The 14,999-nt window shown below is 70.7% G+C and carries 13 protein-coding genes; 9 read left to right on the forward strand and 4 right to left on the reverse strand.

Annotated features, from left to right (window positions below; translation table 11 throughout):
- Positions 1-25 precede the first annotated feature (25 nt).
- Entirely contained in the window at positions 26-1,894 is a 1,869-nt protein-coding gene (locus AQI88_RS13130; RefSeq protein WP_066996994.1) for an AAA family ATPase, read from the reverse strand.
- A gap of 431 nt (positions 1,895-2,325) precedes the next feature.
- Positions 2,326-2,946: a uridine kinase family protein gene (locus tag AQI88_RS13135; protein WP_079057538.1), complete on the reverse strand. Its 621-nt coding sequence runs from the start codon at positions 2,944-2,946 to the stop codon at positions 2,326-2,328.
- 252 nt (positions 2,947-3,198) lie between these two features.
- On the opposite strand from AQI88_RS13135, the gene AQI88_RS13140 reads away from it, so the two are divergent.
- The 5 genes from AQI88_RS13140 to AQI88_RS13155 all read left to right on the forward strand — a co-directional run bounded on the left by AQI88_RS13140 (position 3,199) and on the right by AQI88_RS13155 (position 8,436).
- Positions 3,199-4,155 carry a hypothetical protein gene (locus tag AQI88_RS13140; protein WP_066997000.1) on the forward strand — a complete coding sequence of 319 codons (957 nt, stop codon included), beginning with the start codon at positions 3,199-3,201 and terminating at the stop codon, positions 4,153-4,155.
- A gap of 47 nt (positions 4,156-4,202) precedes the next feature.
- Complete coding sequence (locus tag AQI88_RS13145; RefSeq protein ID WP_066997003.1) at positions 4,203-5,744, forward strand: amino acid permease; 1,542 nt, start codon at positions 4,203-4,205, stop codon at positions 5,742-5,744.
- Between the two features lie 314 nt (positions 5,745-6,058).
- Positions 6,059-7,426: a peptidase C39 family protein gene (locus AQI88_RS13150; protein ID WP_066997006.1), complete on the forward strand. Its 1,368-nt coding sequence runs from the start codon at positions 6,059-6,061 to the stop codon at positions 7,424-7,426.
- Between the two features lie 107 nt (positions 7,427-7,533).
- On the forward strand, positions 7,534-7,674 hold the full coding sequence (locus AQI88_RS44975; RefSeq protein ID WP_107118539.1) for an SCO1431 family membrane protein: 141 nt from the start codon (positions 7,534-7,536) through the stop codon (positions 7,672-7,674).
- A gap of 108 nt (positions 7,675-7,782) precedes the next feature.
- Positions 7,783-8,436, forward strand: coding sequence for a TetR/AcrR family transcriptional regulator (locus tag AQI88_RS13155; protein WP_066997009.1), 654 nt, complete (start codon positions 7,783-7,785; stop codon positions 8,434-8,436).
- Positions 8,437-8,490: 54 nt separating this feature from the next.
- On the opposite strand, the gene AQI88_RS13160 is transcribed toward AQI88_RS13155, so the two are convergent.
- The gene (locus AQI88_RS13160; protein ID WP_066997011.1) at positions 8,491-9,726 is read right to left on the reverse strand and encodes a glycoside hydrolase family 18 protein; all 1,236 of its coding nucleotides are present in this window, start codon (positions 9,724-9,726) and stop codon (positions 8,491-8,493) included.
- Between the two features lie 331 nt (positions 9,727-10,057).
- Here AQI88_RS13160 and AQI88_RS13165 point away from each other — a divergent pair, with 331 nt between their 5' ends.
- The 3 genes from AQI88_RS13165 (at position 10,058) to AQI88_RS13175 (ending at position 13,776) form a co-directional block, all read left to right on the forward strand.
- Positions 10,058-11,230: an acyl-CoA dehydrogenase family protein gene (locus tag AQI88_RS13165; protein WP_066997014.1), complete on the forward strand. Its 1,173-nt coding sequence runs from the start codon at positions 10,058-10,060 to the stop codon at positions 11,228-11,230.
- A gap of 342 nt (positions 11,231-11,572) precedes the next feature.
- Positions 11,573-12,670 (forward strand): Rv3169 family protein, encoded by a 1,098-nt coding sequence (locus AQI88_RS13170; protein WP_066997209.1) that lies wholly within the window; start codon positions 11,573-11,575, stop codon positions 12,668-12,670.
- A gap of 11 nt (positions 12,671-12,681) precedes the next feature.
- A complete protein-coding gene (locus AQI88_RS13175) occupies positions 12,682-13,776 on the forward strand; it encodes a phosphotransferase family protein (protein ID WP_066997017.1) in 1,095 nt (364 codons plus the stop codon).
- A 21-nt stretch (positions 13,777-13,797) separates the two neighbouring features.
- Here the strand turns inward: AQI88_RS13175 and AQI88_RS13180 are convergent, their stop codons facing one another.
- Positions 13,798-14,232, reverse strand: coding sequence for a hypothetical protein (locus AQI88_RS13180; RefSeq protein WP_066997019.1), 435 nt, complete (start codon positions 14,230-14,232; stop codon positions 13,798-13,800).
- Between the two features lie 292 nt (positions 14,233-14,524).
- On the opposite strand from AQI88_RS13180, the gene AQI88_RS13185 reads away from it, so the two are divergent.
- Positions 14,525-14,965 carry an Lrp/AsnC family transcriptional regulator gene (locus AQI88_RS13185; RefSeq protein WP_066997022.1) on the forward strand — a complete coding sequence of 147 codons (441 nt, stop codon included), beginning with the start codon at positions 14,525-14,527 and terminating at the stop codon, positions 14,963-14,965.
- Positions 14,966-14,999: the final 34 nt, after the last annotated feature.

The raw sequence follows: 14,999 nt of genomic DNA on the forward strand, positions 1-14,999 counted from the left end.
GAAGCCCAGCCCCGGCGCACAGCACTTACATGGCCGACGGATCCTGCGGCCCCCGCCCCGACAGCACTTCCCCGTACGCCTGCATCAGGTCCGGCAGACGCAGCGTGGCCAGGTCCTGTCGGGACAGCACCCCGGGATACGTCGACAACCGCAGATCCCGGTACGCACAGCTCTTCTCGTACAGCGTCCGCAGAAACCGCCCGTTGCCCAACTCGTCGATCCACCCCTGATCCACCACGTGCCCGGCGATGGACCGCAGCTCCTCCAGCGCCTCCTCGTCCCACAGATCCCCGTTCTCCGCCGCCAGCACCTTGCCGATCTCGGTGAGTTCCAGCGGCCGGTAGGAGGGGAAGTCCACCCGCGAGGTGAACCGGGAGGAGAGCCCGGGGTTGGCGGCGAGCAGCCGGTCCATGCCCTCCGGATAGCCGGCCAGGATCACCACCAGGTGGTCCCGGTTGTCCTCGGCCCGCTTCAGCAGCACCTGCAACGCCTCGTCGCCGTACGCGTCCCCCTTGCCGTACCCGGAGTTGGACAGCGAGTACGCCTCGTCCACGAACAGCACCCCGCCGATCGCGGAGTCGATCAGCTCGTTGGCCTTCACGGCCGTCTGCCCCAGATACTCGCCGACCAGATCGGCCCGCTGGGCCTCCACGAGGTGGTCGCCGCCGAGCAGTCCCAGCGCGTAGAAGACCCGGCCCAGGATCCGCGCGACCGTGGTCTTCCCGGTGCCCGAGGGACCGGAGAAGACGAAGTGCCGTTTCGGCGGCTGCACGGGCAGGCCCTGCCCGGCCCGCAGCCGGGCCATGTTCAACTGTGCGGACAACGCCTTGACCTGGCGCTTGACCGGCTCAAGACCCACCATCCGCTCCAGCTCGGCAAGCGCCTCCTCGAGCAGCGCGGGGTCGGTCGGGCCGGCCGGAAGGGGTGAGGACGGCGACGGCACACCGCTCTTCACCCGCACCGCCGGATCGGAGACCGACGGGAGGGGCCCGGTCGGCAGGTCGGGCTCCGGCAGCCGCAGGTCCCGCCCCTCCCCGCCGAAGAGCGGATCGAGCGTGTCCGGCCCGTCCACCGTGTCCTGCCCGGCGCCGGTCAGCGTGATCGCCGCGAAGTCGGCCGCATCGTCGTACCCGTCGCCCTCGGCGATGGCGGCGAGCCGGGCCGTGGTGTCCATGAAGGCGGGATCCACCCGGTGCACGGCCCGGTACAGCGGCAGCGCCGCGGCACTGCGCCCCGTGCCCTCGTGCGCCCGCGCCAGCCAGTACCGCAGCTCCTTGCGCTGCGGCTGCTCGCTGCGGCAGCGCATCAGGGCCGCCGACAGCAGCGGCTCCGCCTGCCCGTACGTCTCCAGCCGCACCCGGGCCATGCCGCCGAACAGACCCGCCTCGATGCCGAGCATGGGATCGTCCAGCAGCGGGTCGGTGTGCCGGACCAGCTGGTCCCAGTCCTTGACCAGATAGGCGCGGCAGGCGTGCAGGAAGCGCACCTGCGGATCGGTGTCCACCGGGGGCAGCCCGGCCAGCGCCCGGTCCAGCTCCGGGACGTGCCGCCCGTCCAGCCAGTGCGAGGCGTGCGCCAGCAGCAGATCGCGCGGGCTCTCCAGCACCGGCTGCACCCACCAGCCCAGCCAGTACCAGGAGTTGAGGCTCCGGCGGTGCCGGGTGCGCTGTTCCCCGAAGCGGTCCCGGTGCCGGAACATCCTCAGCAGTGCGGTCGTCGTGTCGACCCGCAGCGCGTGCAGCCCGAGCCAGGCGTCCGCCATCCCCGGATCCATCCGTACCGCGGCGCGGAACTCCTCCTCCGCCTGCGGATAGGCACCCATCGTGTAGGCGTCCACGCCTCGCAGCCAGGCGAGGTCGGCGGGGGCCTCGGGGCCCTGCGTGCCGAAGTCCATCACGTCCCCCACAGACCGTGCCCCCGTTGGTTCACCACCGGGCAGTCGCCCGGCGGCCGCCGCGGTCGAACCGCTGTGCCGCGGACCGGAGTTGCAGGTGCGCGAGGCAGCCGCTCGAAGGTCGCACCGAGGGCATCGTACCCGTGGGACGACCGCCCGCCGAAGGGTGCCGCACGGGCCGTTTGACGAGGTGGGAGCAGACGGGGCGCACACGCGCCGGTGACCGAGGGTGAGCGAATCGGTGCGCGGGGCGCCCGGAAAACAGGCTCAGGGCAGAACGAAGCCCCCGATCACGGGGGAACAACCGGGGGCTTCGCGTCTGTGGGGCGGCTCCGAATGGCCGCACATTGAGAACGTAAGACCTGTACGGCCCCCGGGTCAAGCGGCGTCGAGGCACTCAAAGAAGTTCCCCCGCAAGGGTCTTCACGAGTTCAGCACACTGCGGACGGTCCATCACGGTGGGTGACCTCGTGGTCCGGTCCAACCGTCGTCGCAGGCCCCGGCAGCACCTCGTACCCCTCCGGTGTCTGGAGTACCAGAAGATCGGCATGGGGGCGCGAAGGGTCGGCGGTGAAGTGCGCGCGCTCCGCCGCGACCCACCCGGACCAGAACTCCCGCTGCTCCGCACCGTCCCGCTGCCGTCCGCGTGCCCAGGACTCCTCGTGGGGCAGCTCCATCCACAGCAGCCGCGCCAGATACGGGCGCAGTGCCCGGCGTCCGGCGCCGACCCCCTCGATCACGACCACGGGAGCGGGCGGCAACGGGCGCGGTGCGCCGAACGCGCGGGCGCGCCAGTCATAGGGGGTGTAATGCGCGGTCTCGCCGCGGGAGAGCGGGCCGATCACCTGGGACAGGAGCCGCTCGGTCCAGTCGAAGAGCTGCTCGTGGCTGGCGATGTCGTCCAGGTGCAGCACCGGTGCCCCGTCCAGCGCGGCGGCCAGGCGCCCGGCGAAGGTGGACTTTCCGGAGCCGGCGTGCCCGTCGACAGCGACGAGCCGGACCGCTCCCAGGGAGGGGGGAAGCCCGCGCAGCCGGGCGGCGAGGTCGTGAATGGCGATTCCTGAGGTGTGGTGCCGTGTGGGGTGTTTTCCGGAAACAGTCTAGTAGTGGCCCATAGTGACTGGACCAGTGGGCCGGGAAACGTCACTTCTTGAACCACTGGCTGTCGGCCGGTCAATCAAACGGATTAATCCGCCGAATCGGTTGACCGATATGTGAAACCCGGCTGTTCCCGGTGAGCCGACTGGTGAGTAAGGTGCCTCCTGCGCAACTGCGATGCGCCATACGGGGACGGACAGGGGAACATGGCCGCGGGGTTATTCGAAGGGCACTATGTATGGCATCCGGCGGCCGACGACCGTGGCCTGGCGAGCGTATGCGTCGATGTGCGCGCCGGGCGTTATCTGAGCGCCTGCGAAGCCCTCGCCGAGACCCGTTCCGACTTCGCCCTGCGCGCCCACCGCTCGCTGGTGCTGGCCTCCGAGGCGGCCGGGACGGACCTCGTCGAGCGCTGGCTGGCCGAGGAGCCGACGCCCGAGGCGGCGCTGATGTGGGCCCGGGTGGCGGTGCAGCGGGCGATCCGCGCCGCCGACGCGCGCGACGAGCGGGCCGAGGCACTGGAGCGGATCGCGCTGGCCGCCTGCGACCGGGCCGCCGCCACGGCCCCCGAGGACCCCACCCCCTGGGTCGCGAAGCTCGCCATGGCCCGGCTGCACCGGCTGCGCGACCCCGCCCCGCAGGGGCTGCTCACCGCACCGCGCGGCCCCTGGCGGCTGTTCGCGCACGTCCTGTCCCTGGACCCGTGGCACCGCGAAGGCCACCACCGCTTCCTGTCGTGCTTCTTCACCCGCTACGGCGGCTCGGTCAACGCCGCCTGGGACGTGGCCGCCTTCCTCAGCCAGCGGGCGCCCGCCGACTCCGCCCTCAGGCTGCTGCCGCTGGTGGCCCTGGTGGAGAGCTACAACCCCACCCAACTGCTCGCCGACCGCGTCTGGGAACAACCTCAGTGGCGCTCCACCGCACTGGCGATCTACCACAACTGGCTGCCCGCGGTGGCCGATTACCGCTTCACCCCGGTGCTCGACCTGGCCTACCTCGCGCATGCGCTGGTCATGGGCCAGCGCGAGTTCGAGGCCCGGGCGGTCTTCGCGGCGATGGGCCCGTACGCCTCGCGCATGCCCTGGAGCGCCTTCGGCGACCCCGCCGAGCAGCTCTCCCGGGCCCGCCGCGCCTGCGGCCTGCCTGTCCCGGGACCTGCCTGACCCCCCCCGCACCTGCTCTGCCCCCCCACCAAGAGAAAGGTCGATCAGTGTCGGAACGGATATCGGCTCCACGGGCGAAGGCCCGCGGGGGAGAAGACCCGGCCGCCCTCGACGACGACGCGACCCTGCATGCGATGGGCTATCCGCGGAAACTCACCCGGCGCTTCCAGGCGTTCGACAATTTCGCGATCTCCTTCACCATCATCAATATCCTTTCGGGTATTTTCTCGTCCTTCGGATACGGTATGAACGCGGGCGGCCCCCGTATTCTGGTGTTCGGCTGGATAGGCGTCTCCGTCATGGTGCTGTTCATCGCCGCGGCCATGGCGGAAGTCGCCTCCGCCTATCCGACGAGCGGTGCGCTGTATTTTTCCGCCGGTAAACTCGCCAAGCGGCACAAGGGCGCCTGGTCGTGGTTCACCGGCTGGCTGAACTTCGTGGGACAGATCGGCGGCACCGCGGCGACCGGCTATGCGGCCGCGACCTTCGTCCAGGCTTTCATCGCCCTGCAGTGGCCCTCGTACCGGGCGACCGCGCACCAGACGGTCCTGATCACGGCCGTGATCATCGTGCTGCAAGGCCTTGCCAACACCTACACCGTCCAGCTGGTCGCGGTACTGAACCGGATTTCCGTGTGGTGGCTGCTGATCGGACTCGTGGTGATCGTGAGCACACTCATAGTGATGCCCGATCATCATCAGTCGGCTTCCTTCGTGACGCATTTCGAGAACAACACCGGCTTCACGAGCGGCCTTTACGGCGGCATGCTCGGTCTGCTGGTCACCAGCTGGACCTTCACCGGGTTCGACGGCAGCTTCCACATGTCCGAGGAAACGGTCCGCGCGACGGTCAACGCCCCCAAGGGGATCACCCGCGCCGTCGGCTATTCGGCGATCACCGGTCTCATCCTGATGCTGGCACTGGTCTACAGCATTAGTGACTACAACAAGGTGGCGAGCTCCTCCGCCCCACCCGTCCAGATTCTCATCGACGGCCTCGGCCTCGGCACTGCCAAGGTGATGCTCCTCATCGTGATCGGCGCGATGCTCTTCTGCGGTCTCGCCAACCTCACCAGCAACACCCGGCAGATCTTCGCCTTCTCCCGGGACGGCGCCATGCCCGGCTCCCGCTGGTGGCACTCGGTCTCGCTGCGCACCCGCACCCCGGTCAAGGCGGTGTGGCTGGCGGTGGGCTGCTCGCTCGCCCTGGTGGTGCCGGGCTGGTGGTCGCACACGGCGTTCACCGCCATCGTCAGCGTCAACGTGGTCGGGCTCTTCCTCGCCTACGCCGTGCCGATCTTCCTGCGGCTGCGGCTCGGCGACGAGTTCGAGGCCGGGCCCTGGCACCTGGGGCGCTGGGGCAAGCCGATCGGCTGGCTCGCGGTGACCTGGATCCTGCTCAGCAGCGTCCTGTTCATGCTGCCGCAGGCCTCGCCGATCACCGTCGACTCCTTCAACTACGCGCCGATCGCGCTGGCCGCCGTGCTGCTCGTGGCCACGGTCTGGTGGTTCGCCACCGCCCGCCGCCGCTTCCAGGGACCGGTCAGCTACGGCCGCCCCGACGAGGTCGCCGCGATGGACCTGATCTGACCGAGGTGTGCACCGGGTGCGGGTGCGGGTGCGGGTGCGGGTGCGTGGGGGCTGGTCGCGCCCACGCGGCGGAGCCGCACATCGACACAGCCCCGCGCCCCTATGGGGCGCTCGCAGCGGCACCCCGCCAGCGCCGGTGAGCGACACCCGCCCCCGGTCGGCACGCTCACGGGCGCCCCTCCAGTGGCCCAGACCAATATTCGTGGCGTGGCATGCGCCGAAGTGCTGGCAGGGGCATGCCGCCTGCTCCATAGTTGGCGCACAACCGTGCACCGGCCCCGCCCCGACCCGGACCCCTGGGGGTAACCGCGCCCATGAGCAGAGCCCAGCAGCCCTCGCGCAGAACCGTCCTCGCCGCCGCCGTGGCCGCGGCGGTCTCCTCAGGAGCCGTACCCGCGGCCGCCGCCACCGCACCGGCGCCCGACGCCGACGACCCCGGCCAGGCCGTGGCCCGCCCCGTCGACTACCACGCCTGGACGACGTACCGCGACTGGCGCTGCGGCACCGCCCAGGGCGTCCGCGCCGTCCACGGCCCCCGCCCCGGTGTCGTGATCGGCGCCCCCGAGGGCTCCACCGACTACACCGACCCGCACACCGGAACCACCGCCACCTGGGAGTACGCCACCTGGACCGCCCCGGTGCACCGGCTCGACGTGCCCGCGACCGAGGTCGTCGCCTCCTGGAACGCCCACACCCCGGACGGCACCTGGCTCCAGGTCGAGCTCCAGGGCACCTACTCCGACGGCACCGCCACGCCCTGGTACGTGATGGGCCGCTGGGCGGCAGGCGACCAGGACATCAAGCGGACCTCGGTGGACGGCCAGAAGGACGGCAAGAGCGCCGTCTGGACCGATACCTTCGCCATCGACGACGCGAGCACCGGCCTGCGCCTTGCCTCGTACCGGCTGCGCCTCACCCTCTACCGCAGGCCGGGCACCCGCCTCACCCCCATCGTGTGGCGGCTCGGTGCCATGGGCTCCGACATCCCCGACCGCTTCACCGTCCCGCCCTCCACCCCCGGCCTCGCCCAGGAGCTGAGCGTCCCGCGCTACTCGCAGGAGATCCACAAGGGCCAGTACCCGGAGTACGACAACGGCGGCGAGGCCTGGTGCAGCCCGACCTCCTCGCAGATGATCGTCGAGTACTGGGGCGGCCGGCTCACCCCTGAGCAGCTGTCCTGGGTCGACCCGTCCTACGCCGACCCGCAGGTGGACCACGCGGCCCGCTTCACCTACGACTACCAGTACCAGGGCTGCGGCAACTGGCCGTTCAACGCCGCCTACGCGGCCACGTTCAGGCACCTCCAGGGCGTGGTGACCCGGCTCGACTCGCTCACCGACCTGGAGACGCTGATCGCGGCCGGCATCCCGGCCATAACGTCCCAGTCCTTCCTCAGGACCGAGCTGACCGGCGCCGGCTACGGCACCTCGGGTCACCTGATGACGGTGATCGGCTTCACGGCCGACGGCGACGTGATCGCCAACGACCCGGCCTCGCCGGGCGACGAGGCGGTACGGCGGGTCTATCTGCGGCGGGAGTGGGAGAACATCTGGCTGCGGACCAAGCGGTACAACGCCTCCGGCAAGGTCGTCTCCGGCACCGGAGGGGTCTGCTATCTCTACTTCCCGACCCACCCGAACCCGCGGCAGCGCAAGGCGCTCGCGGCGGTGGGCGTGCGCTGATCCGACCTGTGTGAGCAACATCTCTGCCGCAAACACCGTCGCGGGTGGCAAGGTGGACAAATGGGTGGGGGGACTCCACTCCGTACGTCCGACCTCTGCGAGAAACCATGACCGCACACCCGGCCACCGCCACCCGTGTCCGCACCGGCGGCCCCCAGGAAGACGGCCCGAAGATCCTCGAGCACGTCATGGGCTGGGTTCTCGTCGCGGTGATCGCGATGCTCGTGACCCAGCTGGGTCTGCTCTGAGCCGACGGCCCGCGCGGCTGCGCACCGACGCTTCACCCGACCGGCCCCAGTTGTTCTGACATACTGCGAAGGTCCCGCCGACCGCCTAGACCAGGGTCGAAATTGAATATGCGTCAACAGCGTGCCGCCGTCCGTCCCCGGGTGCGCGGCACCGAGCGTTCTGTGGCGCGTCGCGCCGAACTCATCGCCATCGGGCGGAAGTTGTTCGCCGACACGTCCTACGACGCGCTGTCCATGGATGACATCGCCCGGCAGGCGCATGTCGCCAAGGGGCTGATCTACTACTACTTCCAGTCCAAGCGCGGCTACTACCTGGCGATCATCCAGGACTCCGTCGCCGATCTGGTCACCTTCGCCGCGAGCGGCCTCGAACTGCCCGCCGTGGACCGCGTCCATCGCACCATCGACAGCTACCTGCGCTTCGCCGAGCACCACCAGGCCGCCTACCGCACCATTGTCAGCGGCGGAGTCGGCTTCGACACCGAGGTGCACGCCATCCGGGACGGGGTGCGCGAGGCGATCATCGCCACCATCGCGGAAGGCGCCTACGGCCGCAGCGACATCGCTCCGCTGGCCCGCATGGGCCTGCTCTCCTGGGTGTGCAGCGTCGAGGGGGCCACCCTCGACTGGATCGACCGCCCCGGACTCTCCCGCGACACCATGCGCGACCTGCTCGTGAAGACGCTCGGCGGAGCCCTGCGCGCCGTCGAGGAACTGGAGCCGTCCTATACGGCCCCGCCGCCGGCCCGCCGCGAGGGCTGACGGCCGGGAGCGGAGGCTCGTGGTCCTCCGCTCCCAGGTCCCCCCGCTGTGGGGTCAGTTGATCGCCCTGATCAGCTCACCGTTGGCCGTGTCGCCGCTCAGCTCCCAGAAGAAGGTGCCTGCGAGGCCCTGCTGGTTCTTGTACGTCATCTTCGTGGCGACGGTCGCCGGGGTGTCGTAACTCCACCAGTCGTTGCCGCACTTGGCGTAGGCCGTGCCGCCCACTGTGCCGGTCGCCGGGCACTTGGTCCTGAGCACCTTGTAGTCGTCGATGCCCTGCTCGTACGTCCCCGCCGCCGGGCCGGTCGCCGTGCCGCCCGGTGCCGCCTGTGTGACGCCGGTCCAGCCGCGCCCGTAGAAGCCGATGCCGAGCAGCAGCTTGCCGGCCGGGATGCCGAGGCCCTTGAGCTTGGCGATGGTCGCCGAGGTGTAGTAGTTCGCCTTCGGGATGCCCGAGTACGAGTTCAGCGGGGAGTGCGGAGCGGTCGGGCCGGCCGGGTCCCAGGCGCCGAAGTAGTCGTAGGTCATGGGGTTGTACCAGTCCACGTACGGGGCCGCGCCCGCGTAGTCGGCCGCGTCGATCTTGCCGCCGCTGGTGCCGTCGGCCGTGATCGCCGCCGTGACCAGGTTCCCGGAGCCGAACTTCGACCGCAGCGCGGCCATGACGTTCTTGAAGGCCTCCCGGCCGCTGGTGTCGCAGGTGTTGCCGCAGGCGTTCGGGTACTCCCAGTCGATGTCGATGCCGTCGAAGACGCCCGCCCACTTGGAGTTCTTCACCAGGTCGTAGCAGGACTGGGCGAAGGCGGCCGGGTTCTTCGCCGCCTCGCCGAAGCCGCTGGACCAGGTCCAGCCGCCGAAGGACCACAGGACCTTCAGGCCGGAATGCTTCTTCTTCAGCTTCAGCAGCTGGTTGAAGTTGCCGCGCAGCGGCTGGTCCCAGGTGTCGGCGACGCCGTCGACGGACTCGGCCGCCGTGTAGGCGCGGTCGGTGGCCGCGTAGGAGTCGCCCAGTGCGCACTTGCCGCCGGTGACGTTGCCGAAGGCGTAGTTGATGTGGGTCAGCTTGGCCGCGGAGCCCGAGGTCTCGATGTTCTTGACGTAGTACTTGCGGTCGTAGGTGCCCCATTCGGTGAAGTAGCCGACGACCTTCGAGGCCTTGAGCTGCGGGGCCGTGGGGGCGGCCGCGGTCGCGGTGTCCGCGCCGGCCAGCAGTGCGGCGCCGAGGGCGGCGGAACAGGCGGCGGCGAGAAGCGCCCGGAACCGGGCGCGGGGGCGGTGGGGAGTGTGCATCGGGTGGCTCCTCGTGGGGGAGAGGGGAACGCGCGCCGATTGGCATGAACGCGGTAAGGCGTTGGTCATGCACAGTAGGAGGACTAGACCACTTGGTCAATGGTTCGGACCAATTTCGGGAGCGCCGGAAGTTCCCGCTGGATTCTTGAAGTAAGCGGTCGTTAACTGGTGACGTGAGGTCGCCGATCGGGCATACTCACGGCACAGAGCCGCTGGTCAGCCGCCTCCGAGACCCGGAAGCGGGCGCCTTCGGCCCACTTGGACGATCAGGCGGAGCCGCCCCCACCCGCGGGCCAGACCGCCGCTGCCCGACAGGGAGGAGACCGACGCCATGTCCGACCGCGAACCGCAGCCGGTGGAGCGTCAGCTGCCCACGGAAGAGGCGAGAGATCTGCTCGCGCTCGTCCGTGAGATCGCACAGCGCGAGATCGCGCCGAAGGCGGCCGAGGAAGAGGACGCCGGACGCTTCCCGCGAGAGATCTTCACCCTGCTGTCCGAATCAGGGCTGCTGGGCCTGCCGTACGACTCCGAGTACGGCGGCGGCGACCAGCCGTACGAGGTCTACCTCCAGGTCCTGGAGGAGCTGGCCGCGGCCCGCCTCACCGTCGGCCTCGGTGTCAGCGTGCACACGCTCGCCTCCTACGCCCTCGCCGCCTACGGCACCAAGCAGCAGCAGGTCGAGCACCTGCCCGCGATGCTCGGCGGTGGCCTGCTCGGCGCCTACTGCCTGTCCGAGCCGTCCTCCGGCTCGGACGCGGCCTCCCTGCGCACCAAGGCCGTCCGGGACGGTGACGACTGGGTGATCACCGGCACCAAGGCCTGGATCACGCACGGCGGGATCGCCGACTTCTACACCGTGATGGCCCGCACCGGCGAGGACGGCCCGCGCGGGATCACCGCCTTCCTGGTGCCGGGCGACGCCGAGGGGCTGAGCGGTGCGGCGCCCGAGAAGAAGATGGGCATGAAGGGCAGCCCGACCGCCCAGGTCCACTTCGACGGCGTGCGCGTCCCCGACGGCCGTCGCATAGGCGAGGAGGGCCAGGGCTTCTCCATCGCCCTGTCCGCGCTCGACTCCGGACGGCTCGGCATCGCGGCCTGCGCCATCGGCCTGGCCCAGGCGGCGCTGGACGAGGCGGTCGCCTACGCCACCCAGCGCCGGCAGTTCGGCCACCCCATCGCCGACTTCCAGGGCCTGCGCTTCATGATCGCCGACATGGCGACCCAGATCGAGGCCGGCCGGGCGCTGTACCTCGCGGCCGCCCGGCTGCGCGATGCGGGCAAGCCGTTCGCCAAGCAGGCCGCGATGGCCAAGCTGCACTGCACCGACGCGGCCATGAAGGTCACCACGGACGCCGTGCAGATCCTCGGCGGCTACGGCTACACCGCCGACTTCCCGGCCGAGCGCTATATGCGCGAGGCCAAGGTCCTGCAGATCGTCGAGGGCACCAACCAGATCCAGCGGATGGTCATCGCCCGTCACGTGGCAGGACCGGAGGGTCGCTGAACTGCCCCCTGAGGACCGTCGGGGCCGCCAGCCTGATCCACTCCGGGTCGTGGCGGCCCGGCAGCGTGCGGCCCCGGTCGGCCCAGGTGCGCATCAGGTCACGGTAGATGGGCGGGTCCTGCGGCAAAGGCGGCGGAACCGATTCTGCGGGGCGCGGCGCGAAGATGAGGCGCTGACGCCCGGTTGCCCAGTACGTGGGGGTCATACCCGGACAACGCGGAAGGTCCCGGGCAGGTCACCGCTCCGCTGAATCGAGCGTGAGTCCAGGGACGTCCTGTTCCCGCTCTGGCCTCCCGCGACTGTCTGACGTACCGTCAGCGAACCGTCTTCCAGGGGGTGTCCGTGGCCGACGACCGTCCCGTACCGCTCGACGAGTACCCCGTGCACCAGGTGCCGCTGTCCATGAAGCAGGTGGCGACCGGGGACCGGAACGCCTACGACCGCTGCATCTTCCACGTCTTCGACCACGCCGGCCGCGCCCTGCTCATCCTCGGCCTCGGGGCCTACCCCAACCTGGGAGTGATCGACGCCTACGCGACCCTGCGCACCGGGGACACCCTGCACGCCGTCCGCACCTCGGACGCGCTGGGCGAAGACCGGATGCGCCTTGAGGTCGGCCCGCTGCGCATCGAGGTCCGAGAGCCGCTGCGGCAGCTGCGTCTGGTCTGCGAGGACGAGCTGTCGTACGACCTCACCTGGACCGCCGCCTTCCCGGCCCTGTGGGAGCCGCACCACCTCCAGCGCCGGGGCGAGAGGCTCACCCTGGAGGGGTGCCGGTTCGTCCAGGCGGGCACGGTGGAGGGGGTGATCCGGGCGGGCGGCGCGGAGTTCGACGTCTCCTCGGAGCACTGGACCGGCACCCGGGACCGCAGCTGGGGCGTGCGGCCGGTTCCGGGCGAGGACGGCGGCCGGCTCGCCGCGGAGCACCCGACCGAGGGGTTCCACTGGATCTGGTGTCCGGTCCGCTTCGAGGACCGCTTCCTGATGGTCATCACCCAGGAGGACGCCGACGGCCACCGCTCCCTGAACGACGCAACCCTGGTCCGCCCCGGCCACCGCGACCGCCAACTGGGCTGGCCCCAGGCCGAGATCACGTACCGGCCGGGCACCCGCCACCCCGAGCGCGCCGTCATCCACCTGGGCGACCCGCGCAAACCGCAGGAGCTGGAGGTGGAGATCCTCGCCTCCTCACCGCTCGCGGTCGGCGCGGGCTATCCGCCGGCCGACGACTGGCAGCACGGCACGTGGCAGGGCCGGGGGTGGGTCGACCGTCGTACGTACGACATGGCAGCGCCGCACCCCCTCGCCGCCTATGGCGTCACCGACCACTCCGCCCGCTTCCGGATGGACGGACAGACGGGCTACGGCATCTTCGAGCACGGATCGTTCGGCCGGCACGACCCGAGCGGCTTCACGGGCTTCGACTCGGTCGCACCCTGAGGGAGGACGAGATGGCCACGGCACCGCGTCCGCGCACCGGCACCCGAGACCCCGAGGACCTCGCCCGGCGCCTCACCGCCTGGCTCGGCACCCGGCTGCCCGGGGCCAAGGCCGTCGGTGTCACCGTCCCGGCCACCAACGGCATGTCCAGCGAGACCCTGCTGTTCGACATCGAGCACCCCGAACCGCCGGTGCGCTCCTGCGCGTTGCGGCTCGCGGCGGACCCGGCGGCGTACCCCGTCTTCCCGGAGTACGACATGGCCCGCCAGTACCGCACCCTGCGGCTCGTGGCCGACCGCACCGACCTTCCGGTGCCCCGGGTGCTGTGGCTGGAGGAGGACCCGCAACCGCTCGGGGCGCCGTTCTTCGTCATGGAGAGGGTCGCCGGACGCGTACCTCCCGATGTCATGCCGTACACGTACGAGGGCAGTTGGCTGCACGCGGCGAGCGGCGCGGAGCGCGAGCGCCTGGAAGCCGCCACGGTCGCCCTGCTCGCCCGGCTGCACGACCAAGTCCCGCCGAGGGAGGCCGAGTTCCTGGCGCTGCCGGGCGAAGGCGAGGCCCTGCGCCGGCACGTGACGGCCCAACGGGCCTACTACTCCTGGGTGATCGACGGGCTCGCCCGCTCACCGCTGATCGAGGCCGCGTTCGACCGCCTGGAGCAGCTGTGGCCGCACGAGCCCGGCGCACCCGTCCTGACCTGGGGAGACGCGCGCATCGGGAACGTCGTCTACGACGGCTTCGACCCCGTCGCCGTCCTCGACTGGGAGATGGCCGCCCCGGCCCCGCGCGAGGTGGACCTCGGCTGGACCGTGTATCTGCACCGCTTCTTCCACGACCTCACGGTCGCCTCCGGACAGCGCGGACTGCCGGACTTCCTGCGCCGCGACCGCGTCGAGCACCGCTATGCACGCCTGACCGGCCACACCCCGCAGGACATGGACTTCTACACCCTCTACGCCGCCCTGCGGCACGCGATCGTCATGCTGCGCATCGCCTACCGCCAGGCGTACTTCGGTGAAGTCGCCGTTCCCGCGGACCCGGACGCACTGATCCTGCACCACGACAGCCTGCGCGCCATGGTGCAGGGCAGCTACTGGGACTGAGCCCGGCCGGTCTTCAGGGACTCAGGCGGCCTGGCGGCTCGCCGGTACGCGCATCGGGCGCGAGCCCGGGCCGCCGACGTGCGAGAAGGGCTGCGTCCGCCAGTTCAGACCCTGGGGGAGCGTGAGCAGCAGGGCGGTGTCCTGCTCCTGCGGTGTGAAGGACTCGTCCGCGGGCCGGGCCTCGGCCGCCGTGCGGCCCGTGCCCGCACAGACCGTGAGCCCGAACGGATTCCACGGCGAGGCGCACAGCGCGTGCTCCGGAAGGATCTCTTCGTCCGCCAGCAGCGCGATCGGCTGCGCGCAGTCCGGGCAGATCACCCGGTACATCTCGAAGGTGTCGTAGGCGTCGAGTTCTTCGACCTCGCAGGCGTCGGGTTCGACGCCCTCCGGCTCGGGCTCGGCGACCGGCTGCTGGCGCGTGGACGCGGAACGACCAGGGCGCTTGAGACTCTGCATGGGATTCTCCCCCTAAGGCTGGGCCGTGAAGGCACTGCGGCCTCGACCACAGCAAGCACTTCCCGTCCGCTCTCGGCGGTAATCACGAGAACATCACGGAGCCCGTTCGGGCGCTGTGGCGTTCGTCACATGCCGTGTGCAGGTGCCCGGTGCGGTGCTCTTTGTCCCGTGCCACGCCGCCCCTTTGTCCCCCCGGCGGCGCACAGCCTGCTCATGGGCACATCACAAACCGGGCATGACCTGCGTTGCCGAGGTATCCGAGGAGATCAAGCGCCCTGTAGGTTTTGGCGCCATGGAGGAGCTGGACCGTCAGATCGTGCAGCTGCTCGTCAAGGACGGGCGGATGAGTTACACAGACCTGGGCAAGGCCACGGGCCTGTCCACGTCGGCCGTGCACCAGCGGGTGCGCCGGCTCGAACAGCGTGGCGTGATCCGCGGCTACGCCGCGGTGGTCGACCCCGAGGCCGTCGGGCTGCCGATGACCGCGTTCATCTCGGTGAAGCCGTTCGACCCCAGCGCCCCCGACGACATCGCGGACCGCCTGGCCGGCGTGCCCGAGATCGAGGCCTGCCACAGCGTCGCCGGCGACGAGAACTACATCCTCAAGGTGCGCGTGGCCACCCCGCACGAACTGGAGGAACTGCTCGCCCGGCTGCGCTCCCTGGCCGGGGTCTCCACACGGACCACCGTCGTGCTGTCGACCCCCTACGAGGCACGCCCCCCGAAGATCTGAACCGGCCGCCCCGATGCCCGGCGTCCCGCGCGAA

Source organism: Streptomyces cellostaticus, from assembly GCF_001513965.1.
Classification (GTDB): Bacteria; Actinomycetota; Actinomycetes; order Streptomycetales; family Streptomycetaceae; genus Streptomyces; species Streptomyces cellostaticus.